The 25,715-nt window shown below is 40.4% G+C and carries 25 protein-coding genes; 9 read left to right on the top strand and 16 right to left on the bottom strand.

All coding sequences use genetic code 11. The features are described from left to right. The first annotated feature begins 105 nt into the window (after window positions 1-105). Window positions 106-1,227 (top strand): alkene reductase, encoded by a 1,122-nt coding sequence (locus N5852_RS04685; RefSeq protein WP_262099263.1) that lies wholly within the window; start codon window positions 106-108, stop codon window positions 1,225-1,227. A gap of 83 nt (window positions 1,228-1,310) precedes the next feature. Here N5852_RS04685 and N5852_RS04680 read toward each other — a convergent pair whose 3' ends face one another. The 3 genes from N5852_RS04680 to N5852_RS04670 all read right to left on the bottom strand — a co-directional run bounded on the left by N5852_RS04680 (window position 1,311) and on the right by N5852_RS04670 (window position 4,296). Next, window positions 1,311-2,282, bottom strand: coding sequence for a WD40 repeat domain-containing protein (locus N5852_RS04680; protein WP_262099262.1), 972 nt, complete (start codon window positions 2,280-2,282; stop codon window positions 1,311-1,313). Between the two features lie 8 nt (window positions 2,283-2,290). Continuing rightward, window positions 2,291-3,385, bottom strand: a complete 1,095-nt coding sequence (locus N5852_RS04675) for a CobW family GTP-binding protein (RefSeq protein WP_262099260.1) — start codon at window positions 3,383-3,385, stop codon at window positions 2,291-2,293. 128 nt (window positions 3,386-3,513) lie between these two features. Continuing rightward, window positions 3,514-4,296, bottom strand: coding sequence for a creatininase family protein (locus tag N5852_RS04670; RefSeq protein WP_262099259.1), 783 nt, complete (start codon window positions 4,294-4,296; stop codon window positions 3,514-3,516). Window positions 4,297-4,669: 373 nt separating this feature from the next. Here N5852_RS04670 and N5852_RS04665 point away from each other — a divergent pair, with 373 nt between their 5' ends. Further along, on the top strand, window positions 4,670-5,089 hold the full coding sequence (locus tag N5852_RS04665) for a MarR family winged helix-turn-helix transcriptional regulator (protein WP_262099258.1): 420 nt from the start codon (window positions 4,670-4,672) through the stop codon (window positions 5,087-5,089). Window positions 5,090-5,194: 105 nt separating this feature from the next. Here the strand turns inward: N5852_RS04665 and N5852_RS04660 are convergent, their stop codons facing one another. From N5852_RS04660 to N5852_RS04640, 5 genes are all read right to left on the bottom strand, one after another. Then, a complete protein-coding gene (locus N5852_RS04660; RefSeq protein WP_262099257.1) occupies window positions 5,195-5,590 on the bottom strand; it encodes a pyridoxamine 5'-phosphate oxidase family protein in 396 nt (131 codons plus the stop codon). Window positions 5,591-5,708: 118 nt separating this feature from the next. Beyond that, on the bottom strand, window positions 5,709-6,284 hold the full coding sequence (locus tag N5852_RS04655; protein WP_262099256.1) for a DUF2753 family protein: 576 nt from the start codon (window positions 6,282-6,284) through the stop codon (window positions 5,709-5,711). A gap of 76 nt (window positions 6,285-6,360) precedes the next feature. Beyond that, window positions 6,361-6,843, bottom strand: coding sequence for a Fur family transcriptional regulator (locus N5852_RS04650; RefSeq protein ID WP_262099255.1), 483 nt, complete (start codon window positions 6,841-6,843; stop codon window positions 6,361-6,363). A 476-nt stretch (window positions 6,844-7,319) separates the two neighbouring features. After that, the gene (locus N5852_RS04645; protein WP_262099254.1) at window positions 7,320-7,955 is read right to left on the bottom strand and encodes a DUF1287 domain-containing protein; all 636 of its coding nucleotides are present in this window, start codon (window positions 7,953-7,955) and stop codon (window positions 7,320-7,322) included. Window positions 7,956-7,980: 25 nt separating this feature from the next. Further along, window positions 7,981-8,454 carry an SRPBCC family protein gene (locus N5852_RS04640; RefSeq protein ID WP_262099253.1) on the bottom strand — a complete coding sequence of 158 codons (474 nt, stop codon included), beginning with the start codon at window positions 8,452-8,454 and terminating at the stop codon, window positions 7,981-7,983. Between the two features lie 327 nt (window positions 8,455-8,781). Here N5852_RS04640 and pgi point away from each other — a divergent pair, with 327 nt between their 5' ends. Next, entirely contained in the window at window positions 8,782-10,434 is a 1,653-nt protein-coding gene (gene pgi, locus N5852_RS04635) for a glucose-6-phosphate isomerase (protein ID WP_262099252.1), read from the top strand. A gap of 155 nt (window positions 10,435-10,589) precedes the next feature. Here pgi and N5852_RS04630 read toward each other — a convergent pair whose 3' ends face one another. Further along, entirely contained in the window at window positions 10,590-10,940 is a 351-nt protein-coding gene (locus tag N5852_RS04630) for a hypothetical protein (protein WP_262099251.1), read from the bottom strand. A gap of 196 nt (window positions 10,941-11,136) precedes the next feature. Between N5852_RS04630 and N5852_RS04625 the strand changes: the two genes are divergently transcribed. The 3 genes from N5852_RS04625 to N5852_RS04615 are packed head-to-tail and all read left to right on the top strand — an operon-like array spanning window position 11,137 to window position 14,166. Further along, complete coding sequence (locus tag N5852_RS04625; RefSeq protein WP_262099250.1) at window positions 11,137-11,871, top strand: HAD family hydrolase; 735 nt, start codon at window positions 11,137-11,139, stop codon at window positions 11,869-11,871. A 32-nt stretch (window positions 11,872-11,903) separates the two neighbouring features. Next, complete coding sequence (locus tag N5852_RS04620; protein ID WP_262099249.1) at window positions 11,904-13,154, top strand: lytic murein transglycosylase; 1,251 nt, start codon at window positions 11,904-11,906, stop codon at window positions 13,152-13,154. A gap of 46 nt (window positions 13,155-13,200) precedes the next feature. After that, window positions 13,201-14,166 (top strand): cation diffusion facilitator family transporter, encoded by a 966-nt coding sequence (locus N5852_RS04615; RefSeq protein ID WP_262099248.1) that lies wholly within the window; start codon window positions 13,201-13,203, stop codon window positions 14,164-14,166. 55 nt (window positions 14,167-14,221) lie between these two features. On the opposite strand, the gene hslU is transcribed toward N5852_RS04615, so the two are convergent. From hslU to N5852_RS14690, 7 genes are all read right to left on the bottom strand, one after another. Beyond that, on the bottom strand, window positions 14,222-15,529 hold the full coding sequence (gene hslU, locus N5852_RS04610) for an ATP-dependent protease ATPase subunit HslU (protein ID WP_262099247.1): 1,308 nt from the start codon (window positions 15,527-15,529) through the stop codon (window positions 14,222-14,224). A gap of 71 nt (window positions 15,530-15,600) precedes the next feature. After that, complete coding sequence (gene hslV, locus N5852_RS04605) at window positions 15,601-16,158, bottom strand: ATP-dependent protease subunit HslV (RefSeq protein ID WP_262099246.1); 558 nt, start codon at window positions 16,156-16,158, stop codon at window positions 15,601-15,603. Window positions 16,159-16,346: 188 nt separating this feature from the next. Continuing rightward, window positions 16,347-16,715 (bottom strand): type II toxin-antitoxin system death-on-curing family toxin, encoded by a 369-nt coding sequence (locus tag N5852_RS04600; protein ID WP_262099245.1) that lies wholly within the window; start codon window positions 16,713-16,715, stop codon window positions 16,347-16,349. Next, window positions 16,712-16,939: a hypothetical protein gene (locus tag N5852_RS04595; RefSeq protein ID WP_262099244.1), complete on the bottom strand. Its 228-nt coding sequence runs from the start codon at window positions 16,937-16,939 to the stop codon at window positions 16,712-16,714. The genes N5852_RS04600 and N5852_RS04595 overlap by 4 nt, the downstream gene beginning before the upstream one ends. Window positions 16,940-17,116: 177 nt before the next feature. Further along, on the bottom strand, window positions 17,117-20,374 hold the full coding sequence (locus N5852_RS04590; protein WP_262099243.1) for an autotransporter outer membrane beta-barrel domain-containing protein: 3,258 nt from the start codon (window positions 20,372-20,374) through the stop codon (window positions 17,117-17,119). Window positions 20,375-20,708: 334 nt separating this feature from the next. Beyond that, the gene (gene bfr / locus N5852_RS04585) at window positions 20,709-21,194 is read right to left on the bottom strand and encodes a bacterioferritin (RefSeq protein ID WP_262099242.1); all 486 of its coding nucleotides are present in this window, start codon (window positions 21,192-21,194) and stop codon (window positions 20,709-20,711) included. Continuing rightward, entirely contained in the window at window positions 21,160-21,474 is a 315-nt protein-coding gene (locus tag N5852_RS14690; protein ID WP_315973241.1) for a (2Fe-2S)-binding protein, read from the bottom strand. Before N5852_RS14690 ends, bfr begins: the two co-directional genes overlap by 35 nt. A gap of 394 nt (window positions 21,475-21,868) precedes the next feature. Between N5852_RS14690 and rpiA the strand changes: the two genes are divergently transcribed. From rpiA to gor, 3 genes are all read left to right on the top strand, one after another. Beyond that, complete coding sequence (gene rpiA, locus N5852_RS04580; protein ID WP_262099241.1) at window positions 21,869-22,567, top strand: ribose-5-phosphate isomerase RpiA; 699 nt, start codon at window positions 21,869-21,871, stop codon at window positions 22,565-22,567. Between the two features lie 434 nt (window positions 22,568-23,001). Continuing rightward, window positions 23,002-23,859, top strand: coding sequence for a DUF2059 domain-containing protein (locus tag N5852_RS14685; protein ID WP_315973235.1), 858 nt, complete (start codon window positions 23,002-23,004; stop codon window positions 23,857-23,859). Window positions 23,860-24,169: 310 nt separating this feature from the next. Beyond that, window positions 24,170-25,561, top strand: coding sequence for a glutathione-disulfide reductase (gene gor / locus N5852_RS04570; RefSeq protein WP_262099239.1), 1,392 nt, complete (start codon window positions 24,170-24,172; stop codon window positions 25,559-25,561). The last annotated feature ends 154 nt before the right edge of the window (window positions 25,562-25,715 follow it).

Below are 25,715 nucleotides of genomic sequence, written 5' to 3'. Positions count from 1 at the left end.
TATGGCGCAATCGTGATCAAGAAAGCCATTTAAATTATCTTTCACTTCTTTTTAAACTGCATTTTAAGCCCTATCTCTTTATTATAGTCACTAAGGATAGGCAGAATGAGCAAATTATTTCACCCCTTTAAATCTAATGCATTAAACTTAAAAAACCACATTGTTATGGCACCACTTACGCGTAATCGCTCGCCCAATAACATTGCTAATGAGTTAAACCGCATTTATTATAGCCAACGCGCTAGTGCAGGCCTCATTATTTCTGAAGGCACTGCCATTAGCCAAGAAGGCCAAGGTTATATTGATGTTCCTGGCCTTTACAGCAAAGAACAATTAGCTGGCTGGAAACAAGTAACCGATGCAGTTCATGAAAAGGGTAGCAAGATATTTGCTCAAATTTGGCATGTTGGTCGTATTTCCCATACGAGCTTACAACCAAATGGCGGTGCACCTGTTGCCCCATCAGCAATTAAAGCCGATGCCCACACATATATACGCAATGACAAGGGTGAAGGGGAATTTGCGCCAACGTCTGAGCCGCGCGCACTTCGTCTTGACGAGATTAGCCGTGTTATTGAAGACTATAAACGCGCAGCCAAAGGCGCGATAGAAGAAGGCGGTTTTGACGGAGTAGAGATCCACGCCGCCAATGGTTATTTGCTTGATTCCTTCATGCGTGAAAATTCCAATAAGCGCAATGATGAATATGGTGGATCTATCGAAAATCGCATCCGCCTAACTTTGGAAGTTGTTGAAGCGATTATTAGTGAAATTGGCGCCCATCGCACCGCTATTCGTATCTCGCCAGTAACCCCAGTTAACGATGCTCATGATAATGATCCGCAGCCATTATTTGATGCGCTGATTGATGAATTAGCCGCTTATGACCTTGCCTATATTCATATTATTGAAGGAGCAACAGGGGCAGACCGTAATTATCAAGAGGCTCCCTATCCTTTTGACTATCACCGTTTACGCCAACATTATCGCGATGCAGGAGGTAAAGCTGCGTGGCTTGCCAATAATGGCTATAATCGCGCCATGGCAGAAGAAGCCATTGATAGCGGCTATGCTGATCTCGTCGCCTTTGGCCGACCTTTCATTGCTAATCCCGACTTTGTTGAACGATTAAAGCAAAATGGGCCATTTAATGAGTTAAAAGCCGACAAGCTTTATGGCCAAGGAGCAGAAGGCTATACGGACTATCCAACTCTTGATAAGGCTTAAGAATTAAAAAATCGCATAACAAAAGGCATTTTCAATTTTTAAAACTGAAAATGCCTTTTAAACTTTAAACGACAGGTAGAAACTTACCCAGTTATATCAATTATACCGCAATCACCAGCTTCTGAACCAAAAGCCAATCTTTCACCCCTTTTATCCCAAGCCAATGAGCTGATAGCCCCTTGCCCCGGGCGACGTAACAGTGCTTCCTTTTGGTCAGCAAAACGCACAAAAAGCACCATGCCATCTTCATAGCCGATAGCCACCATTTCTTCAGTTGGATGACAAGCAACACATGTCACCAATATATTCGCTCTCGTGCCAAGCTCTAATGGGGCTTTACCCATCGGACCATCTTTGCCTAAAAAGGGCCAAACTACGGCTGCAGGCGCACCAGACGTTGCAAGATAACGCCCCTTACTGCTCCATGACCAGCTTTTAACTTTTGCAGGATAGCCAGACATGCGTAAATGTTGATTGTCAGCAAGCCGCCAACCATGCAAGGCATTTTCCTGCATCGCCGTTACGAGAAAACGCCCATCGGGCGAAAAATTCACCATTGTATGAGCGCCTTTCCATTCAAGCGACACGGGTTTGCTTTCCGTACCAAGCCAATGCAAAGTAACACCATTATAATGAGCAAGCGCCAGACGAAGACCTTTTGGCGCAAAAGCCAGGTCTTCAATACTGCGCTCATGGGGCATTTCTTGGCTTTTGCCCTGTACACTACCATAGGCGACGCGCCCAGTACCATAAGCATAAGCATCATCAGGACCGTTTGCCACGGCAGTAAGCCATTTATTACCGAGTTTTTCCAATTCGATAACGGAAAAATCGGCATTGACCTTACATAAACGGCCATCCTCACCGCCAGTAAGCACAAAACGCCCGTTTTCGGCAATTTTGGCGCTGGCAATACCATTGCCGATTTCAATTTGCTTTTCGCCTTCGCCTAAATGATGCAGAACACCATCAGCCGAGATAAAAAATGGATTATCATCTAGGAAACCAGCTAAAAGGCAATGGCTTTGAATATCAATTGGAGCTATTGTCGGCATAAAACCTCTCACGCACAGGCTTCAAAGCCAGATTTTAATTTTTCAGCGTCCAATTGGCGACCGATAAAGACAAGACGGCTTTCACGTTTCTCACCGTCTTTCCATGGCCGTTGATGATCGCCTTCAATAATCATATGAACCCCTTGCACCACATAACGGTCATCATCGCCTTTAAAAGCAATGATACCTTTAAGGCGCAAAATATTTGGGCCTTGGGCTTGCGTTACATTTTGCAACCATGGGAAAAACTTTGCTGGATCAAGTTCGCCACTACGCAATGATACCGATTGCACGGTAACGTCATGAATGGCCGCACCATGCTCATGATGGTGACCGTGATCGTGTTGATGGCTATGCTCGTGGCTGTGGCTATGATCGTGATTATGCTGATGGCTGTGGTCATGGCCGCAATCGGGACCGCAAATGTGACCTTCTTCACCATGCTCTAAGAAGTAAGGATCATTATCAAGAGCGCGCTTTAAATCAAATGCACCACGATCGAGCACCTTAGCAAGATCAATCGAGGCACGCTCGGTGCGGTGAATGACAGCAGTTGGATTAATCGCCCTAATTGTTGCTTCAACGGATGCAAGCTCATCAGCATTAACAAGATCAGTTTTATTCAATAAAACAATATCAGCAAAAGCGATTTGATCTTCAGCTTCACGGCTATCTTTAAGGCGAAGTGGCAAATGCTTGGCATCAACCAATGCGACTACCGCATCAAGCATGGTTTTAGAACGAACATCTTCATCCATAAAAAATGTTTGCGCGACAGGAACGGGATCAGCAAGACCAGTGGTCTCAACCAAAATAGCATCAAAACGACCAGGGCGGCGCATTAAGCCTTCTACCACGCGGATAAGATCACCGCGAACAGTGCAGCAAATGCAGCCATTATTCATTTCATAAATTTCTTCGTCTGATTCCACAATGAGATCATTATCAATGCCGATTTCACCAAATTCATTGACAATCACCGCATAGCGCTTGCCATGATTTTCACTCAAAATCCGATTGAGCAATGTGGTCTTTCCTGATCCAAGATAGCCGGTTAACACGGTTACCGGAATTTTCTTGATTTCACTTACTGCCTCGCTCATGGCTTAAACCTCTTTTTAAAAAGACAAGATATGGTATGATATAGGCGCGTTTTGTTTAAATTGAAATAGTATAACAAATATCATTTACAAAATTTGTTTTTTAAATTGCCCAGTAGTTTCTAAATTATTTAAGGGAATAGTTTATCAACCCTTTGAAAATGCTCGGTATCAAAACGATGAACATCTTCAAGCAAACTGATAAAACCTTTGACGGCATGATCTAACATTGCTTTTCCAACCGCTGCACTGGCACGGCTCGCGTCACCTGCAGCTCCCTCGCAGTTAAGATCCTGCATCAACCAACCAAAGCTATGGCGACCATAGGCGCGCAAATAGCTAAAATCGCAATTGCAACGCGCTTGAAAATTGCTAAAATTCTTAGCCTTTTCCATTACAACCAAATGCGGTGCAATATGAAGCATAACCGATGTTTCAATAAACCCAGCATGAATATCGAGGGCTTTTTCATCGTCACTCATAAGTCCAATCGGCAAACCAAAGCGCGTCCAACTGGTTGTAACACAAAGCATCGGATAGCGCGCGCGCAGTTCTGTTGCAACAATAGTCATTAAAGGCGAGTTTCCACCATGGGCATTCAGTAACACAAATTTATCGATACCTTTTTTAAATTGTTCCTCACCAATTTTGATCCAACGTGCCACTGCCTCATCAAAGCTAAGTGTTTTGGTACCACTTACCCGCTTATGTTCAATAGAATAACCAATTGGTTCAACATTTAAAAAATTGACATTAAGATGGGGAGGTAAAATAGCCGCAACATGATCAACAACAGCCTGCGCAATCAATGCATCGGTTTCAAAAGGCAAATGGGGACCATGCGCCTCATAGGCGCCAAGAGGAAGAACTGAAATGCGCGATATTTGATCGATATTATTTCGTAAGGTTTCCATAAATTTATCTGCTACCCCTATGCAGTTAATGTCAATTGGTTTCCTCATCATAAAATAAGTAAGCGTCTCATTCCACAATCATCTCAGCCTGTAAACATCAAATTAAGAAAAAGCTTAACAGAATGTGACGGTACATAATCATAAATAAAAACATATTTTATGTTGAAATAACCCAATAACATCCTAATTTACTAAAATAAACATTGATAATATCCGTAAAATCATCGCATAGTAGATTATTATGATATTCTTAAGTTTCATAATGAGACAAAAACATTTTGCAATTTGTGACAACTAGGTCACTTAAAACATAAGCATCTGAATTGATAACTTTTATTCACTTGATAGGATGCTTTTTTTAGCGAGCCCGACAATGCCCGACAGACAAGGTCTTTTAACAAAACTTCAAACAACATCACGTTTTTTGCGCACCTCTTTAGCGCAAGAATTACAAAAGGAAGGCCTTTACCCGGGGCAAGAGAGTGTCTTGATAACCCTTTCACTGAAAGGCGATTTGACATTAGGTCAGCTTGCCAACGAGCTTGGTGTGCGACCACCAACAATTACGAAAACAGTTCTGCGTCTTTCCACCCAAGGCTTTGTGCAAAAAAATACATCAACAATAGACCATCGCCAAAGCTTTGTCTCACTCACATCAAAAGGGATAAATATTGTCAACGAGCTGCAAACCCATCTTAATGCAATAGAAAAAGCTGCATTAGATGGAATTGATAATGATGAAATTATTCTTTTGACAAAATTACTACAGCGAATTGAACGCAATTTAGTATAGACGAATAAATGGTCTATATAAAAGCAATGAAGTGCCCACCCCAGCAAAGGCTGCATGCTTATTACTTATAACTTTAAAAAAAAGCATGCAGTAGAAAACTTATCCTTATATGCTAATTTTTTGGCCAGCGCTTGCCCCTGCACGAAGGCTAAATACTGCTTCAATATGAATAAGCACAGCACATCTAGGTTCTTTCAAACCCTTTTCTATAGCATAGGCTTTCGCCTGTTCCCACACTTCACCATCATCAAAGATTTCAGCACGCCCAATAAACCGATAGCCATCCAAGGCCTCCCGATCAATAACTGCAACAGCTATTTTTGAACCATCAATCAAATTTTGCAGCGTTTGCCCACCTGTGGTTTCGTTATATATTAAACTATTATCATCAAACACTCTTAATGACCGCTTTGGGCCAATATCGGGTATTCCAGCTTTACTGGTAGTTGCCTGAATGGGCAATTGCTTGGCCAACATATTTTTCATATCATCATTAAGCATGGATATCCTATCCTTTTATTTTGTTTCAATTATTTATCTATTCTCGCTGCAACAAATTGACCAAACACAGACCGTTTTAGTATTATCCTCGCCCATAGCATCAAGGTGATGATCCAGCCTAAGCCAGCGAGCAATGAGGGCAATCCTGCTTGGCTTTAAGCATATGCTCAGCCATATGATAAACATTTAACGCAACCTTTGCTGCATCCTGTTTAAGTTGGATAATATGATCCCTATCGAATTGATGTTTTACTAAATGATCTACCAACGCAATTAATGAAAATTTCAAATGCTGAACACAAGCCAGCCGTAAATTTGGCAAAGTATCAATCGCAGAAGCTATATCAAAAAGTTGGTGATAGGCTTTGTAATAATAATAATCAGCTTCTAACCGATTATTACGCCACATTGCTAAAGCTGCTAAGTTATGACAGGAGATATTGTAAAGCATCGGTGCAGTATCGCGCCCCTCGCCGGTGATCGCTGCATGAAACAAAATTTCCGCTTCATTAAATGCTTGGCTATAAAAATGCACTGCCTGCTCTATGTTGCCATGCTTAAAAGCTTCATTGGCCAATTTTGTATAATTTTGCCAATTTTGGTCGCCGCCACTAATCACACGCAACTTTTGCGACGCAGTCTCTTTGCAATCTTGCTTGGAATTTTCCTTACCATTATCAGTATAGAATCCCATAATTTCATCTCTTTAAATGATTGTCATTAAAATTAGGAAATAGTTTATCCACCACCAACGGCTTTTTGACTCGAAATCACTTCAGCCTTTTGCGATCTTTTTGTTTTAAATGGATAATGATATCCACCTTATCTAAATAAAATCCATCGGGGATATCGGGCTGATTAACAAGTGAGAGCATAGGTACGGCAAGCGGCAAAATGGCATCACTATCACTGCAATAAAAAAAGCGGTGACCCTCAACATTGGTATCGAAATAAGTTTTATCGCCGGTGATGCTATATTTGCGCAAAAGACCAACGCTAGCAAATAAGTTGAGACAATTATAAACCGTTGCAAGTGATATAAATAACCGCCCATCGGTCACCTCACGATATAGCTCATCAGGTGTAACTCGCCTATTCTTTTCGCGAAAAAGGCAATGGGCAACAATAAGCCTTGGTCGCGTTGGGCGCACATCGACTGACCGCAACATGTTCGCAATTGCTTGTTTTTGTTTGGGGGTTAAGACTTGCTGGGCGAGCAAACCTTTTCTTATTTCTTCAGGAATATATAACATTGGATGCCAAACCATTCATTTCATAAATTCATATAAAAGGAGCTTGCTTTTGATCCCAAAGGCACAAATGAAACATTTGAAATCAGCTTCACTTTATTTTTGACACTATTGCAAATGATTTGCAATAGCAATAATGAAATTTTATGGATTTTCCATTCGCCACACAAAATGGCGGTTAATTGTTATTTATTACTCAAAGTATGGATTTGATAATGTAAGCGCAATAATAGGCTGATGATAAATGCAAAACTTAAAATAAATACAAAGCAATTTTATTAAGGATAAGTTGCAAAGCATAGATGAACATGGCCGCTGTCTTATGCAACCAGCTATTAATATCTTGGTTATCTATTGCGTTAAAAACTGTCAGCATGAGATCGTTTTGTATTTCGAACTTGCATAAAACTAAAAGTCTTAAAAAACGCAGTTAGCGTCAATCTGACAACCCATTACGCCATATAATAATTGCCCAAAATTTAGCATAAAAAGCGATAATGACCGGTTTGGGGAAACTCTAACAAGCGGTCTTCTTCTTGTGTACCACGGCCGATATTATGAATGACTAAAGGAATACCATCAGCATTTTTTTGGTTCGATATAATAACGATATGAGGCAATTTATCGTTAACCGTTTGCGTCACAATATCGCCGGCTTGCAAATTAGTCACATCAAGCTTTGGATGAATACGTGCATTTTTTCTTACAAAAAATGTTTGCAAATTAGGTACCCGGCGGTGATCAATATTGCGATCGGTCGTCGTTAAACCCCAAATCTTAGGATATTGCCCAAAGCTAGCAGCCATATCTTCATGCACATGCTTTTGTAAATCATATTGAAAAGCATCCCTATAAGCTCTTATCACCACATCGGTGCAAACACCTATGCTGCGATCAATATCACCATTGGGATAGGAAATTTTTTGGTATGCGCCATTATAAAACCTTGTAACGCCAATTTGTGCGCGCGCAGCATCTATTAGCGCCAATGCCCGTTGCTCATTTTGTTGTGGATTAGCCACTGCACTATTAACCGACAAAAAAAGTGGTCCAAAACTCAATCCCAAACCAGCTTTTAAACCAATATTTAAAAATTCACGGCGTTTCAAAACCATATAATTTTCTTCCAATTTACAAGATTTATATTGGGCAATTCGCATCATTCCTATTTGGCAATGTGCTTGCTACTTTCGATACGTTTGCAAAAAACTTATCAGCTATTTTTCGAGCAACACCTGCCAATAGAGCAGAACCCAATTTGGCAATTTTCCCTTCAGCTGACCCATACATCACATAGCTCAATATGGTACCATCACCATCGGCCACAAGACTAATGTCAGTTTTACCAGTTGCAAGACCCGATACAGATCCCTCGCCTTCGCCAGCAATTGTATAAGAATAAGGTGGATTTAAATTAGACAGAATTAGCCGCCCATGAAAGCGCAATTTAATTAGGCTTAAATGAACCAAGATCGTCGCCTCGATCAAATGTTCAGATACCCGCTCCAACTTTTCACAACCAGGAATACAATCAATGAGTAAAGCTGTGTCGTTTAAAGTACGCCAAACCGCATCAGGGCTAGCTGCAATATATTCCTCACCCTTTAATTCCACGTCATATTCCTTATTTTGGCGCAAGGATTACAAAATTTATGTGCATTTTATATCATCAATGCAAAAATGTCATTTTCCTTTTAATCATTTACTATAAACTATTTAAAATTAGAACCAAACCCTATTAACTTAAAGTCTCAGAAATATGATCTATTAAGTTTGTCATTAATGATTGTCTTTATCATTTAAATTTTTTAAAAAAATTTAACAGGCTAATATTTTAAAGAATAATTTTGCCTATTTTATGAAGATTTTTACTGATAGAGTTTCGACAAAGATTTTATTTAATTATTTAAACAATGAATCCTATAAATGGGAGTGGATAATATGGCACGTGATGCAGCTCAGTTTGACAAAGCATTGACCGCATTAAAAGCATACGCAGAAAATGACGCGTCCTTTGACATACGCGCCTTATTTCAGAATGATCCGCAACGTTTTGAAAAATTTTCGCTTAATTTTGAAGACCTATTATTTGACTATTCAAAAACTGCATTAAGCCAAAAAGCCCTATGTCTGCTTGATGACCTTGCCCATGCAGCAGATATTGTTGGCCACCGTGATGCCATGTATCGCGGCGACCAGATCAATATTACTGAAAAGCGTGCTGTCCTTCATATTGCACTACGCATGCCAGAAGACAGCAAAATTATCCTAGGCGACAAAAATATTGTTGAAGATGTCCATGACGTATTAAACCGTATGGCTAAATTTTCAACCGCAGTGCGCGATGGCGATATTAATGGTAGCGGTGGCAAAGCCTTTACTGATATTGTCAATATCGGCATTGGTGGCTCTGACCTTGGGCCACGTATGGCAACGGCCGCATTAAAACCTTATCATGATGGCCCAAGATGTCATTTTGTCTCCAATGTGGATGGTGCAAATATTGCCGATGTCTTAAAGCCACTTGATCCTGCGGCAACATTAATTATCATTTCGTCAAAAACCTTTACCACGGCTGAAACCATGACCAATGCCCGCGTGGCGCGGCAATGGATTTGCAATGCCCTTGGCGAAGAAGCGGTTGCCAAGCATTTTGCCGCAGTTTCGACAGCGCTTGATAAAGTATCAGAATTTGGCATTGACCATGAGCGAACCTTTGGTTTTTGGAACTGGGTTGGCGGTCGCTATTCTATTTGGTCAGCCATTGGCCTTTCATTAATGCTTGCAATTGGCGCCCAACAATTTAGAAAATTCCTCGCCGGTGCCCATGCTATGGATATGCATTTTAAAGATGCGCCACTTAATACCAATTTGCCAATGATGCTTGGTTTAGTTGGCTATTGGCATCGTGTTATTTGTAATTATCCTGCACGTGCTATCATCCCCTATGAAGAGCGTTTACAGCGTTTCCCAGCCTATTTGCAACAGCTTGATATGGAATCAAATGGCAAACATATCGACCTTAACGGTATGCCGGTAACCACACCAACTGGTCCTCTGGTTTGGGGCGAACCTGGCACAAATGCCCAGCATGCATTTTTCCAGCTTTTACATCAGGGCACAGATATTATACCGATTGAATTTATCGTTGCAGTGAATGGGCATGAGCCAAAACTACAACGCCAGCATGATATGCTGCTTGCCAATTGCTTAGCGCAGTCAGAGGCCTTAATGGTCGGTAAAGGCGAAAAATCCGTTTGTGACGAACTTGAACAGCAAGGCATGAGCAAAAATGATGCGGAAAACCTTTGCCCGCATAAGGAATTTGATGGCAACCGACCCACACTAACCTTAATGCAAGACTTGCTCACCCCTTATGCTCTTGGCCGCTTAATCGCCTTATACGAACATCGGGTTTTTGTTGAAGGCGTGTTAATGAATATTAATTCCTTTGATCAATGGGGGGTTGAACTGGGCAAAGCTTTAGCAACTGAATTATTGCCTATGGTAAGCGGCGAGAAAAAAGCACAAAATCGCGATGCATCAACACTCGGATTACTTGCTCATATTCAATCACAGCGAAACAAGTCATAATAAGATATAAAAGCGCAGCTGCCATTACTTAATCATCAGCTGCGCTTTTTGCCAATAATAAACACTGATTTATTTATTTCGTTATTTAAGTTGGATCAATAAATCACTTCGATTTCATTTCCCAACTCAAAGCTCTTAGTTAATTAAGTTAAAAACTAAGAGTTATTCTTTTTGCGCCGAAAAATCATAAGAATTCCCAAAAACACAAGAATCCCTCCCAATCCCCAGAGGAATTTTTGCACTGTATCTAACAAAACATCTGATTTATTTGCAGAACTAATAGCCTGCGCCGCAGCATGCGCATTAGTAGATGTTGTTGCAGTTGCAAATGTTAATTCTTTACACCTATCTATAAAATCTAATCCATCAGTGCCCATATTTCGAATTTTATTTTCACAAGCAATTCTTAAATCATTCGGCGCTTCAGAAACATTTGGTTTAAACACAAAAGCATTGATTAGCGCAATTATACCTACGACTATTAAAATTATTGGTCTTCTCGACATTTTTACCCCTTTTTTGCATCGGAATATTTGTTCAAACTTTGCATAAATCTATAAAATTCAACAATTATATTATGTCTTAAATATAGCTTTTAAAAATATTTTTATTTAAATTTTACACAATAAATTTGGTACATAATCTTAATTATGACCTATAATAATATGGTATAAGCTTTTATTATTTTTCAATTGGTGAACTATGTCTATAACAAAATTACGCAAAATTCGTGGCCTATTATTTGATAAAGATGGTACATTAATCGACTTTGAAAAGACATGGTTTGCTATCGCCTATGAGCAAGCCTTAATGGCAGCCAATGGCGATGATGATAAAGCGCGCGACCTTTTAGAATTAGGTGGCTATGATTTTACAACGGAACGTTTTAAGGGCGACAGCCCAATGGCGTCTGGTTCATTGCTTGACCTTGTCAAATTATGGCATCCAGAACTTGAAGGCGTGGCAATTGATAATAAAGTGCTTGAATACCGCAATCATGGGGCAGAAAGATCTATGCTCTATGTCTGCGAAATTGATGGTATTAGTCAAAGTTTAAAAACACTGAAACAACAAGGCTATATCCTTGGCATTGCTACAAATGATTCTGAATTAAGTGCAAAAAAATGTGTCGAAAAATTTGGCTGGCAAGAATATTTCAGCGAAATTATCGGTTGGGACTCTGTTGAAAATGCCAAGCCGGCAGGCGATCAAATTATGCTTTTTAGCAAGACAACGCGACTTAATCTTGATGAAATTGCCATGATTGGCGACAATAATCACGATATAAGCGCCGCACGCAACGCCAATGCAGGTCTTGCAATCGGCGTTTTATCAGGTACTGGCAGCAAAGAGCAGTTGCAAAACAATTGTGATTTATTATTTCCATCGGTGGTAGAATTATCCGATTGGCTGATAAACACTAGAGATTACAACTAAAGCAAATTTTCAGATTAAAAGGAATTTTTATAATGAAACTATGGAGCATAAAATCTTATTTTATCATTATATGCCTTTGTCTGTTTAGCTTAACTGCAACGGCATTTGCACAAGTAAACAAGCCACAAATTGAAAAAAACTTTCAGCAATGGCTGGAAAATGATTTTTGGCCCATTGCTAAAGCCAATGGTATCAGCCGCCAAACTTTTGATAGCGCGTTAAAGAATGTTAAAATCAATTGGAAACTGCCTGATCTTGTTATACCGGGCGCTGCACCTAAGCCGCAAAAGCCACAAAGTCAGGCGGAGTTTTCCTCCCCTGCCCGCTATTTTGATGAGCAAAAAATTAAAATTATTGTTGATGGCGGTAAGAAACGTAAAAGCCAATATGAGCAATTATTATCACAAATTAAAACACGCTATGGCGTACCAGAAAATATTATTCTTGCAATTTGGGGAAGAGAAACAGCCTATGGCAGTGTAAAAATTCCCTATGATGCTTTTGAGGTTTTAGCAACCAAAGCCTTTATGGCAACCCGTAAAGAGATGTTTCAAAATGAGTTGTTAAGCGCACTTATTATCGTTGAAAAAAACTATATAAATGCCAATGAATTAAAAAGCTCTTGGGCGGGTGCATTAGGACAACCACAATTTATGCCAAGCTCTTATTTGAAACATGCCGTTGATTTTGATGGTGATGGCCATCGCGATATTTGGCAAAGTGTCCCCGATAGCCTTGCCTCTATTGCCAATTATCTAAAGTTAGAAGGTTGGGATAGTAAATTTAACTGGGGGTACGAGGTGATTTTACCGCAAAGCGTTTCTTGTGCTTTGGAAGGGCCAGACATGCGAAAAAGCCTTGCAGAGTGGCAACAGCTTGGCGTAAAGCGCGCTGATAGGCGCAGTTTTTCAAATACAGATCTAAAAACGCCAGCTTCATTATTAATGCCAGCGGGTCGCTTTGGGCCTGCTTTTTTGGTGACACCCAATTTCTATGTCATTAAAAGCTATAATATGAGCGATCTTTATGCAGTTTATATTGGCCATGTCGCTGATGGCATTGGTGGCACGCCGCAATTTTTCGCAAAATGGCAAAATGTTGATGTTACGCTGCGATCAGACGTTTTAAAAATCCAACAATATTTGCAAAAACAAGGCTATGACATCGGCAAGGCTGATGGTTTGGCAGGGTTTAAAACACGCCGCTCCATAGGTCAATGGCAGCAAAAAAACGGCTTAGCTGCAGATTGCTATCCAAGCCAAAAGACATTGAAAGCTCTTTGATTAAAGGCAACAATCCATTTCTGCCATAGTTTAAGGAAATCCGATAATGGCGGCACCAAAAGGCTCAAAAACTGTAATTTATGCGGCGCTTGCCGGTAATTTCTTTATAGCGATAACCAAATTTTTTGCGGCCTTTTTTACTGGCTCGTCAGCAATGATGTCCGAAGGCGTACACTCACTTACCGATACCGGCAATGAATTATTATTGCTTTATGGCTTAAAGCGCGCCGCCCTTACTGCCGACCGCACCCATCCTTTTGGTTATGGCAGAGAGTTATATTTTTGGAGTTTCATTGTAGCTCTATTGGTTTTTGCGCTTGGTGCTGGGGTTTCCTTTTATCAAGGCATTATCCATGTCTTAAATCCTGAACCAATACGCGATGTTTTTGTGAACTATATTGTTATTGGTGCTTCTATTATTTTTGAAGGGGCATCATGGTTTGTTGCACTGCGCGCCTTTCGCATGCAAAAAGGGCAGCTCGGCTATTTTGCGGCAGTAAGGCAATCAAAAGATCCTACCGTTTTTTCAGTGTTGTTTGAAGATAGCGCAGCCTTACTGGGTTTATTTATTGCGGCTTTAGGAATTACTGCAAGTGTAGTCACCCATAATCCAATTTATGATGGCATTGCCTCGATGGGTATCGGCTTAGTATTGGCTTTAACAGCCATATTTTTAGCACGAGAATGTAAAGGGCTTTTAGTAGGCGAGCAAGCTTTACCTGAAATGCAGGCAACAATTATCGATATTGCATCAAAAGATAAAGACGTGCAAAAGGTCAATGGCGTTTTAACAGCACAACTTGGACCACATCAGATTCTTGTTAATCTGAGTCTTGAATTTGAAGATCATTTGACCGCACCGGAAATTGAGAATTGTGTCGAGCGATTGGAAGTTGAACTTAAACAAGCCATTCCTGAAATAGTGCGATTTTTTGTAAAACCACAAACGGCTGGCGCATGGAAAAAACAAGAAGATAATATGGATGCGGCAGAAATTGCCAATAATAGCTAAACAGTTAAAATCTGCCCCAACTTTATGTCGTTGGGGCAGAATATTTTATGCAAATTTACAAAATGAAGCGTGATAAATCAGTATTGGCAGCAAGGTCACCAACTGACTTTTTCACATAGTCAGCGTCAATGGTAAGGCTGGTATTAGCTCGATCAGGGGCAGCAAAGGAAATTTCATCCAAAACACGCTCCATAACCGTTTGCAAACGCCTTGCACCAATATTTTCAATCGTAGAATTTAGATCGACAGCAATATCGGCCAAAGCATCAATACCATCTTCGGCAAATTCTAACGTCACACCTTCAGTTTTCATCAAAGCAATATATTGCTTAATAAGGCTAGCCTCTGGCTCGGTCAAAATTGCACGGAAATCCTCACGGGTTAGCGCATTCAATTCAACACGAATAGGCAAACGCCCCTGCAATTCTGGCAATAGATCCGATGGCTTGGAAATATGGAAAGCACCCGATGCAATAAACAAAATATGATCAGTTTTAACTTGCCCATGCTTAGTTGAAACGGTTGTTCCTTCAATCAATGGCAAGAGATCACGTTGCACGCCTTCACGCGGCGTATTAGTAGAAGAAGAGTTCTTTACTGCAATTTTGTCGATCTCATCAATAAACACAATGCCTTCATTTTCTGTAAGGCGTAATGCTTCCTGAATGACTTGTTCTTCATCCAATAATTTATCTGACTCATCGGTCATTAATGGTTTGAAAGATTCCTCAACCGTCATTTTTCGGGTTTTGGTACGACCACCCATTTTGCCAAAAATGTCAGCAATATTCATTACCCCCATTTGGGCACCGGGCATTCCTGGAATATCAAAAGTTGGCGCACCAGAATTGCTATTATCGCTTACTTCAACTTCAATTTCACGGTCATTAAGCTCACCTTCACGCAATTTTTTGCGGAATGAGTCGCGCGTTGAAGGGCTTGCAGTTTTACCAACCAGCGCATCAAGAACGCGTTCCTCAGCATTAACTTCGGCTTTAGCGCGAACTTCCTCGCGCTTTTTTTCACGTACAAGATTAATTGCTACTTCAACAAGATCACGGATAATTTGCTCAACATCACGACCCACAAAACCAATTTCAGTAAATTTGGTTGCTTCAACTTTCACAAAAGGTGCACCAGCAAGACGCGCCAAACGGCGTGAAATTTCGGTTTTACCAACGCCTGTCGGTCCAATCATTAAGATGTTTTTTGGCATAACTTCTTCGCGCATTGGGCTTTCCAATTGCAAACGGCGCCAACGGTTACGAAGAGCAATAGCAACGGCACGCTTTGCGTCCTTTTGACCAATAATATAGCGATCAAGTTCCGATACGATTTCACGGGGAGAAAAATTATTACTCATTAATAATACTTTCAGCTTTTATAATTCAAATAATATAAATGGTTTTCTACCAGAATTTACCAAGATAATGTCTATTCAGCGTCCAATGTTTCAACGGTGAAATTGCTATTGGTGTAAACACAAATATCGCTGGCAATTTTCATCGCTTTGCGTGCAATAGTTTCAGCATCAATATCGGTATCAGCAAGGGCGCGTGCTGCCGCAAGAGCATAATTACCACCCGATCCAATAGCCATAATACCATCTTCAGGCTCTAGCACATCACCAAGGCCGGTTAAAGCAAGGGTTACATTCTTATCGGCAACCAACATCATAGCCTCAAGACGGCGCAAATACCGGTCGGTACGCCAATCTTTGGCAAGTTCGACACTTGCTCGCATTAATTGACCTGGATATTGTTCAAGCTTTGCTTCAAGGCGTTCAAGCAAAGTAAAAGCATCAGCGGTTGCACCAGCAAAACCGGCAATAACATGGCCACATGAACCAATACGGCGTACCTTGCGGGCATTTCCCTTCATAATGGTTTGCCCAAGCGATACCTGACCATCACCAGCAATAACCACCTTGCCACCTTTTCTTACTGTAACAATGGTCGTGCCGTAAATTGTATTTGGTTTGTGATCTATCATATAATGTACTCCTAATCTGCCGCCGTCATCCTTCTTGAGCAATTAACGACGCAATCATAAGTCTATTTAGGAAGCCTTTTTATAAAACACAACCACTTGAAGGCTGATTGTTCGATCTTTTGGTATATTTTAAGTGAAAATGGTATAGAGCCTAAATGAATTAAACCATAAAATGTGCCCTAATTGCGCTATTTAGTATTATGAATGAGCCATTTTTCAAGATTAGCAAATGTAAATGCTTTTGCATCATACTGCTTAATAATAAAATCAAATATGTCATCAGCATTCGCTGTTATTTTAATGTTATTGATCGCTAAAAATGTATAGGTAACGGCAAAAGCCGTACGCTTATTACCATCAATAAAGGGGTGGTTTTGCCCTAAGCTTTCCGAAAGAGCAGCCGCTTCTTGTAAAAGGCTAGAATAATAACCCTGTTGCGGCCGATAAAGGGCAGCTTCAAACAAGCCATAATCGCGAATACCATCACCGCCGCCATAACGTGCGATTTGGTCTTTATGAATAGCTTCCGCTTCAATTGGCCGTAAATATAAAGTCATTGGGCAAGCCTTTCATAAAGGCTGGCATATTTTTTATGACTTTCTTGATAAGCACGCATGATATTTTCTCTTAAAACTTCTGCTTCATTATTAGGAGCAATAAACGCACTTAGCGCATCATAAATAAGCTCATCAACTGAACAATTTTTGATTGCGGCCATTTTCTCAATCTTTTGCAAAAGCTCAACATCAATACTAATATTGTTAACGGGGCTATTTTTCATAACTAGCTTTCGAAGTATAATCAGCGGCACTAAAATATATAGTATCTATTTTATTAAAATAATATCTTATAAACCAACTAGCTGCAAGGTCACTATTTTATCTATTGCGCAGACAAATAAAAATAGTAATCTTATAACAAAATATGAATATTTTGATAACTAGTTTAAATCATTATTTTAAAAACGTATTTTCCAAGTAACTTGCCCCATATGATCGGAAACATTCGAACCTATCTGCCCTTTATAGCCAAAAGCGATACTATTGCTTTCATTAATTTTAACGCTAAAGCCCGTCCCCAACATCGCCATATCTTTATCAAGACCGACAGCGCGAATAGTAAAGTCATTTAGTGTATTTGCAAAGTGATTGATTGTTTTGCCATCAACATCACCAAAACCATGTTGCCAACCCAAATCAGTATAAAATGCAAGCATTGCATTAATCGTCATTTGGCTGCGAAACCCAAGCGTCGTGAAAGTCGCCGAATCCGTTCGACCTGCAATATCAAGACGAGCAAGGGAACCATGCTCATGCACGTCATCAAACTTCAACCAAATCTGAGCAAGGTTTGCATAGGGTGTGATGACTGCCTTATCAGCTATGGTAAAATCTTTGCTTGCCTCGGCAAAGAGCTGAACTTGCCAACCATGATAATCATCACGCGCAGTGCTAGCGAGATTTGGAACCCAAATATGGCGCTCACTTGTTGCATCAAGATAGCTATAGGCAAAGCCACCACGTAAATGAATGCTATTAATTTCACTCATCGCATAAGCACCAATATGCAAACTATCAATATCTGATTTGCTATTGCGCACATCCTTAATGTTAGTTTTTTCATATCCTAACATAATACCAGCAAAAAGCTGGTCACGAATTTCTCCGTCAAAGCCTGAGGCAATCCCCCAACTATCATTGCTTGCTTTTTGGTTATTTAGACTTCCACTAATACGACCGCTATGCCCCCAAGTCGAAACCCAAACTGGCTCATGCGGCAAATTATAACCATGCCCCATCATGCGTTGGGTCATAGCATCACGAATATAGCGGCTGTTAATTAATAGGCTAGTGCGCGTTGCACCATAGATTTCGCCACTAAGATTATCAAAAATAGCCGGTGACACTTGATTTTCGTTTAAGACAGCAATAGCCTTTACCACTGGATTTAAAGACGATAAGCTATCCACCGCATGTGCGGTTTCATATTGATTGGTAGTTATTGTAAAATCACTAAAGTTTTTATTATTTCTGACAAAATTCAAAATAACAGCATTGGGTTGATAATTTAGCTGCGGCTCAAGAAAAGCAAAACTGCCATTAACAGTTAAACTACCACTCACCCCATTTGCAGCAGAAAAAATTGTACAACCACCTTGGCTATAACAACCGCCCAACTTATCAATCGTCAATATCGGGCTGCCATCCATCGCAATATGACCGCTCGTATTGAGAAGTTCATTATAATCATCGCCATTGACATAAAGGCGGGCGCCATTAGCAAGGATAATGTCAGCATTGCTATAGAAATTAGCGTCGTTATCGCTGCTGCGATCTATAACGAGCTGGCCACCATTCATGTTAAGGCTTTGAATACGACCACTGCCGTTAACAATACCGTCAATTCCGATATTAAGATGGGCTGCATCTAAATTGGCCTTATTTAGTGTAAGATAAGAATTATCAACCACAATAGAGCCTTGAAAATCACTCGTGCCACTAAATTGCCAATGGCTCGCTGCGGCAAAGTTGACTAGGCTGAAATTGCGATAAACACTATTATTACCAATATTAGCGACATCAAAATTACCGGCCACTTCGCCAAAAGTTAGGCTATTATTGCCATTTCCCCCGTCCACAACTCCCTGCACCGATGAGCCATTTTGATAAATGAAGTTGTCATTACCATCGCCAAAAATAACCGCATAATTGTTGGTACCGCGAATAACACCATAATTATTGATACTATTATCATCATTACTAATAATGCGGATGCCATAACCGGAGCGCCCTTCAATAATCCCATAATTAATTATATCCATCGCGGCAAAAGCTGGGCCAGTATCACTATCATCCACCAATATGCCATTATCAACGCCGCTTATCAGTGCATTACGATAAGCCGCGCTACCATTGATGATAGAGCCGCCGCCAATGGCAATGGCTTCACTGGTTGCCGGAGATGGATCACCTACCTTAGTGCCAATAGAACCATCGCCATAAATTTCTCCATAATTTTCAATATGGGCACTACCATCAACATCAACGCCATCACCATCGCCATAAACTGCGTCAAGATTAAAGGCACCACGGATAATACCGTAATTAATAACCTCCATAGGATCAGCAGCGGCCGTCGTATCATAATTAATGCCGGAACCATTTTGTCCTAAAATAAGGGCATTTTTTTCATTAACAATGCGCATGGGGATCTTACCTGTTATACCATGCCTTGCGCCTATTATTGTACCGCCTTCGCGGTTGACAACTGTTCCACTATTACTGTCTTGATAATCAATACCATCGCTCGAACCATCGGCGGAAACCGAACGGCCAGTGATTACACCCCAATTTTCAATAATCCCACCTTGCCCCGGGCGAACTGCATCGGCATCAGCAGTTTCAATTCTGCCATAATTTTTAATGATAATAGAATTGGCAATGGCATTATTAAGGTCAATACCCTGCCCCGCTAAAGCCCCAGTACCAGTAGTTGAGATTGAGCCATAATTGGTGATTAAAATTCTCTCAATTCCCTTAGGATTAGCACCAATACGAATGGCATCATCAATCGATTGAATATATCCGCTTTGCTGATTTACCAAATCAAACGATGAAATTGTACCATTTTCATTTAGGTTAATAGCCCGCCGACTACCAATGATCGCTCCGCTATTCTCAATACTAATTTGCCCCGCGCCTAAAATAATTGCGTCATTATTTAGCGCCTGCATTATACCACTATTATTGATGCTTATCTGTGTTGCACCACTAGTCATATCGGCAAAATCCAAAACTTGACCAGTTTGGGAAGACATCATGCCTTTATTATCAATCAGAACGAAGCCTTCACTTACATCCGAGCGAATACGAAAACTATCATTGCCACTATCAATTACGCCATTATTATAAAGCTCAATGTGCCGCTGACGTACAGCATTATCGGTGTCTATCGTACGCACACTTGCTTTTATCGTGCCATTATTAACAATAACAACGCCGGTAGCTGCGCCGCGTTGCAAGATAGCAATGCCGGTTACATCGAGTTTGCCAGCTTCAGCAATTGTACCGCTTTCTTGATCTTTCAAAACTTGTTGATTGGTGACATTTGCACCACTATTGATTGAAAAACTTTGGGAAAAAGCTGGTATTGAAAAGATAAGAACAGATGACAAAAGTACTGTTTTAAATGCAATTGTTAAAAAATTTGCGTTCACTGAATAGCTCCCCAAACCGACGCATAAACAACATGGCAAGCTCAGGAGTAAAAACCCGAACTTCACTTGCAGACATTGCTACGAATGTTTTAATTATAATATTCTGGCATCCTTTTATAAACACACTATTGCATATGAATGACAGTTGCGGGGCTTTGGGTAAATTTTGTTGATTTAGATAAAAGAGTGTCGAGCAGAACAAGGTTGCAAAGGCTTAAAAGAAAAAAAGCGACGGTTATATTACATAACCGCCGCTCACAAAAACAAAGTAGCACTTTCATTACAAAATTAATTTGTAATAAACACTATAGTTTATATAAGATTTTAGAAAATATTATTCAGCTACGTCTGCACTACCAGCATTAAGCTGAATGTACATAGCTTCACCCATTTTATTCAAAAGCTCAAGCTGAGTTTCAAGGAAGTCAATATGACCTTCTTCATCAGCAAGTAGTTCATCAAAAAGCTGTTTGGATACATGGTCAGATAGTTCTGCGCAAATTTCACGTGACTTACGGTAAGATTCGCGAGCTTCATATTCGCCAGCTAGATCACATTCCAATACTTCTTTAACTGTTTGACCAATGCGCAATGGCGCAAGAGTCTGCATATTTGGATGGCCTTCAAGGAAAATAATGCGCTTTACCAGCTTATCAGCATGGTTCATTTCTTCAATGGATTCTTCGCGCTCTTTTTTAGCAAGCTTGGTCAAGCCCCAATCTTCAGTCAAGCGATAATGCATCCAATATTGGTTTACTGCGCCCAATTCTAAAAAGAGGGCTTCATTAAGCCGCTCTATAACTCTTGCGTCGCCTTTCATGGTATTCCATACTCCCGAACTTGGTTCTCAGCGCGCGAACTCTGTCAAGAAAATCAACGACTTTCTCTTCATCGCGAACATGAGCGAGGTGGTAAGCCTCTGTTACTTTGATAATTGTTTCTACTATGTTCGGGAAACAACCGCAACAGCGCCCAAGCTTTTTTGCAGCATTAAATATACGACCAGGCACCACAAGGGTCCAGCAATCGTCTTCAAGAAATTGCCAAATAATGCCTTCAATTTCTTTATCGCTAAGGACATTACATTGGCAAACTATCATGTTAGTCAACTCTCTTACCAGGATTTTGACCAGCCATTAAAAGAAAACCAGAAGGTGACGCCAAACTGATTTCAATAATGGAAACAATGAGTTTGACCCATTGAATTTTGCCAATATATTAAACATGACACTAAAACACAAGTTTAAGCGGCATTTTTTAATCTGTCCTATTGCATATTTTAATTATAGTTTAGAGGGAGTCTAAACTGCAAAGAGAAATGTCGCTTTTTTTGGTTTTTTTTACAAAAAATTTGATATTATGTATATACTTATTATTAAGTTTTACCTGTGGATAACATTACCATTTTACGCAAAATAGAACAGCAAGGAAGGGTTAACAGAATTCAAATTATGCTGTAGTAATGGAAAACACGTATTTAGGGATAGAATCATCATGCAAGACGCTCAACAACTGAAAATTGCTGCTGCAGCAAAAGCACTTGAATATGTATCGGACGGTATGCGTCTTGGTATCGGAACTGGTTCAACAGCAAATGAATTTATCAAACTTCTTGCAGCAAGGGTAAATGACGGCTTGCGTATATGTGGTGTACCTACGTCACAACGCAGTGCGGATCTTTGTCGCGAACTCAGTGTTCCTTTAGCAACACTTGAAGAAATGCCTGAACTTGATTTGACCATTGACGGTGCAGACGAAATTGGCCCTAATTTAAGCCTTATAAAAGGCGGCGGCGGCGCCTTACTACGTGAAAAAATTGTTGCAGCAGCTTCAAAACAAATGCTCGTCATTGCCGATAGCTCAAAAATAGTCGAAAAACTCGGAGCATTTCCTTTACCTATTGAAGTTAATCAATTTGGCTTAGCTGCAACAAAACACGCTATTGAAAAAGCGGCGCTTACCCTTGGGCTAAGTGGCGCAGTGCGATTACGCCATGATGGCAACAAACCTTATATAACGGACGGTGGGCATTTTATTCTTGACGCAAGTTTTGGCGAAATAATTCAACCAAAGGCTCTTGCAGATGCGTTGGTCGCTATCCCTGGCGTTGTTGAACATGGTATGTTTCTTGGTCTTGCTGGCATTGCGGTTATTGCAGACGAAGATGGGCAAATATCAGTTTTACGGAGCTAAACAGCCTTTTGCCGTGACTATGAAAAATAATCACACAGCTATTAGAGTTCGACCATTTAAAATATTGGGTAAACTTTTATAAATTGGTTGAATATTACTTCATTGTCAGCACATAATTTAACGGCAAAAGGTATATTTTATAAAAAACATTAACATATTAATGCAATAAACGGTTAAAACTCCTTTTAGGACGCAAAAACATCTATTGTATAAACTATGTTTAAAAAAGTGCTCAGGTTCAAATTGTTTAAACTTGAGCAAATAGACAATATAGGACAACACGTTGTTTTTTTGAAACATTGTTTATAGCTAGATTGTTTATTGCTAGATTATTTTAAAAAACTGTAGACAAATCGTGATTTGGCTTGGTAAAATCTTACCAAAAGAAAATGACGATCCCATAATAATGGGATTTAAATTGGAGAAATTAGTTTATGACTATTGCAAAAAATGTTCGCCGTATTGCGCAAAAAATGACTATGCCTTTATCAGTGGCAGCTATCCTAGGTTTAGGTCTATTGCCAAGCTTTGCGCAATCCGTAACGGAAGGCCATTTGCAGGCCGCTAGAAAAGCTATTTCTGCAATTCATGCGACAGATCAATTTGATTCATTCCTTCCAGGAACCGCTCGCGAATTGAAAAATGAATTAATGCGCCGCGACCCTAATTTGCAAAAACAGATTTCTGATATTGTTGATGAGCAAGCTCTGGCATTGGTTTCTCGTCGCGCTGATCTAGAGCGGGAAGCTGCCTATGCCTATGCTAAGTATTTTTCAGAGCAAGAATTGAATGATATTGCCGCATTTTATAATTCTGAAACAGGTAAAAAACTGCTAAGCAAAGGGCCTGAAGCTGTTGGCGAAACAATCAAAGCTTTTGATGTTTGGCGTCAAGCAATTGCGCAGGACTTGGCTGCTAATGTTGGTAAAGAATTAAATGCCACCTTTATAAAAGATGGTGTTTTTGTTGATCCAAATGCACCAAAAGCAGACAATGAAGAAACTAAGCCTGCAACTGAAGAAGCAAAGCCTGCAACCGAAGAAGCAAAACCTGCAACTGAAGAAGCAAAGCCTGCCACCGAAGAAGCAAAACCTGCAACCGAAGAAGCTAAGCCTGCAACCGAAGAAGCTAAGCCTGCAACCGAAGAAGCAAAACCTGCAACCGAAGAAGCAAAACCTGCAACTGAAGAAGCTAAGCCTGCAACTGAAGAAGCTAAGCCTGCAACTGAAGAAGCTAAGCCTGCAACTGAAGAAGCTAAGCCTGCAACTGAAGAAGCTAAGCCTGCAAATTAATAAAATTAGCGAAATTTATTTCGTTTTATCAAACCGACCTTAGCTATAATGGCTAAGGTCTTTTTGCTTTTAACAGGCTCTTTAATTCAAATATGCGTTTCATCCAAGTAGCTCAAAATTTAATAAGACGGATTTAATAGGCACGCAGCACTAAAAGCCTCATTCATCGCTCCCTATATAAAGTCATTAATAGTATTGCGTATAATGAATATAAGCCTAAAACAGCTAAAATAATTGCCTATTATTGTTTTATGCAATAGTCATTAATTTAATAGAAATTGCCGATTGCGCATAGATTTTGGAGTTGATTGTGTCTTCTTTTGATTTTGACTTATTTGTTATTGGTGGTGGTTCTGGCGGTGTGCGCGCAGCGCGGCTTGCTGGCGCTTTGGGTAAAAAAGTTGGCCTTGCGGAAGAATATCGCATGGGGGGAACCTGCGTTATTCGTGGCTGTGTTCCTAAAAAGCTTTATGTCTATGCTTCTCATTATCGCGAAACCATTCATGACGCAAAAGGCTTTGGCTGGACAATTAATGAGCCAAAATTTGATTGGCGCTATCTTGTTAACCAAAAAGACACCGAGATCACCCGACTTGAAGGCCTTTATCGTATGGGGCTAGAAAATAGTAAGGTTACTATTTTTGAAAGCCGCGTTGAGTTCGTTGATGAGCATACAATTTTAGTTAAAAATACCGGTGAAAAAATAACCGCCGAAAAAATACTCGTTGCAACGGGTGGCCGACCACAGGGCGCTGAGCAAATCAAAGGCGGTGAATATTGCATATCTTCCAACGAAGTCTTTGACCTACCGCAATTACCAAAATCTGTTGTCATTGCAGGTGGCGGTTATATAGCCGTTGAATTTGCCAATATTTTTCATGGCCTTGGTGTTGATACAACATTGGTTTATCGTGGTGATTTAATCCTACGCCGCTTTGACCATGATTTGCGCCAATTATTGCATGATGCAATGAGCCAAAAGGGCATTAAAATTATTTATGATGCATCAATCAAGCAGGTTGCTAAAACCGGTGAAGATTATAACGTTATCTTATCTAACGGTGAATTGCTAGAAGCTGGGCAAGTTATGCTAGCACTTGGACGCATTCCCCATACATCTGGCCTTGGCCTTGAAAAAGCTGGCATTAAAACCGACAAGCGTGGCGCAATTATTGTCGATCAATATCTTACCACCAGCAATCCTCATATTTGGGCTGTCGGCGATGTCACCGACCGTGTGCAATTAACCCCCGTTGCTATTCATGAAGCAATGTGCTTCTTGCAAACTGCTTTTCATGGCAATCCGACAGCGCCCGATCATGATCTTATTCCAACAGCGGTATTTTCACAGCCAGAAATTGGCACTGTGGGCCTATCGGAAGAAGAAGCCGCTGTTCAATATGCCAATATTGAGGTTTACCGCGCATTATTTCGCCCGATGCGCAATACAATTTCAGGAAATAGCGAACGCATGTTAACCAAGCTGATTGTGGATGGCGATAGCCGCATTGTGGTTGGCGCGCATATAATGGGCCGTGATGCAGGCGAACTTGCTCAAATTCTTGGCATTTGCCTCAAAGGCAAACTAACCAAGGATATTTTTGATGCAACTATGGCCGTGCATCCAACCGCAGCTGAAGAATTGGTTACCATGTATAAGCCAAGCTATAGTTATAAAAGCGGCGTGCGTATTGATAGTTAATCTTTAATCTAAATAAATGTTAGAAAACAAATGGCAGCAAATGCTGCCATTATTACAATCAGCACTAGAAGTTTCTATTTATATGTCTTATAAGTTTCACTATCTTCTGGGGAGAGACCTCACGCAGATTTTGAATTAAGGTAAGTGAGTTAAG

Origin of the sequence: Bartonella sp. HY328, assembly GCF_025449335.1 — a bacterium.
GTDB lineage: Bacteria > Pseudomonadota > Alphaproteobacteria > Rhizobiales > Rhizobiaceae > HY038.
The sequence above is the reverse complement of the archived record's forward strand: the minus strand, read 5'-3'. Positions and strand labels throughout refer to the sequence as shown.

Excerpts from the sequence above, each read along its gene's own strand:
- N5852_RS04685 (WP_262099263.1), top strand. The coding sequence starts at position 106 with ATGAGCAAATTATTTCACCCCTTTAAATCTAATGCATTAAACTTAAAA.
- N5852_RS04680 (WP_262099262.1), bottom strand. The coding sequence starts at position 2,282 with ATGCCGACAATAGCTCCAATTGATATTCAAAGCCATTGCCTTTTAGCT.
- N5852_RS04675 (WP_262099260.1), bottom strand. The coding sequence starts at position 3,385 with ATGAGCGAGGCAGTAAGTGAAATCAAGAAAATTCCGGTAACCGTGTTA.
- N5852_RS04670 (WP_262099259.1), bottom strand. The coding sequence starts at position 4,296 with ATGGAAACCTTACGAAATAATATCGATCAAATATCGCGCATTTCAGTT.
- N5852_RS04665 (WP_262099258.1), top strand. The coding sequence starts at position 4,670 with ATGCCCGACAGACAAGGTCTTTTAACAAAACTTCAAACAACATCACGT.
- N5852_RS04660 (WP_262099257.1), bottom strand. The coding sequence starts at position 5,590 with ATGCTTAATGATGATATGAAAAATATGTTGGCCAAGCAATTGCCCATT.
- N5852_RS04655 (WP_262099256.1), bottom strand. The coding sequence starts at position 6,284 with ATGGGATTCTATACTGATAATGGTAAGGAAAATTCCAAGCAAGATTGC.
- N5852_RS04650 (WP_262099255.1), bottom strand. The coding sequence starts at position 6,843 with ATGTTATATATTCCTGAAGAAATAAGAAAAGGTTTGCTCGCCCAGCAA.
- N5852_RS04645 (WP_262099254.1), bottom strand. The coding sequence starts at position 7,955 with ATGGTTTTGAAACGCCGTGAATTTTTAAATATTGGTTTAAAAGCTGGT.
- pgi (WP_262099252.1), top strand. The coding sequence starts at position 8,782 with ATGGCACGTGATGCAGCTCAGTTTGACAAAGCATTGACCGCATTAAAA.
- N5852_RS04630 (WP_262099251.1), bottom strand. The coding sequence starts at position 10,940 with ATGTCGAGAAGACCAATAATTTTAATAGTCGTAGGTATAATTGCGCTA.
- N5852_RS04625 (WP_262099250.1), top strand. The coding sequence starts at position 11,137 with ATGTCTATAACAAAATTACGCAAAATTCGTGGCCTATTATTTGATAAA.
- N5852_RS04620 (WP_262099249.1), top strand. The coding sequence starts at position 11,904 with ATGAAACTATGGAGCATAAAATCTTATTTTATCATTATATGCCTTTGT.
- N5852_RS04615 (WP_262099248.1), top strand. The coding sequence starts at position 13,201 with ATGGCGGCACCAAAAGGCTCAAAAACTGTAATTTATGCGGCGCTTGCC.
- hslU (WP_262099247.1), bottom strand. The coding sequence starts at position 15,529 with ATGAGTAATAATTTTTCTCCCCGTGAAATCGTATCGGAACTTGATCGC.
- hslV (WP_262099246.1), bottom strand. The coding sequence starts at position 16,158 with ATGATAGATCACAAACCAAATACAATTTACGGCACGACCATTGTTACA.
- N5852_RS04600 (WP_262099245.1), bottom strand. The coding sequence starts at position 16,715 with ATGACTTTATATTTACGGCCAATTGAAGCGGAAGCTATTCATAAAGAC.
- N5852_RS04595 (WP_262099244.1), bottom strand. The coding sequence starts at position 16,939 with ATGAAAAATAGCCCCGTTAACAATATTAGTATTGATGTTGAGCTTTTG.
- bfr (WP_262099242.1), bottom strand. The coding sequence starts at position 21,194 with ATGAAAGGCGACGCAAGAGTTATAGAGCGGCTTAATGAAGCCCTCTTT.
- N5852_RS14690 (WP_315973241.1), bottom strand. The coding sequence starts at position 21,474 with ATGATAGTTTGCCAATGTAATGTCCTTAGCGATAAAGAAATTGAAGGC.
- rpiA (WP_262099241.1), top strand. The coding sequence starts at position 21,869 with ATGCAAGACGCTCAACAACTGAAAATTGCTGCTGCAGCAAAAGCACTT.
- N5852_RS14685 (WP_315973235.1), top strand. The coding sequence starts at position 23,002 with ATGACTATTGCAAAAAATGTTCGCCGTATTGCGCAAAAAATGACTATG.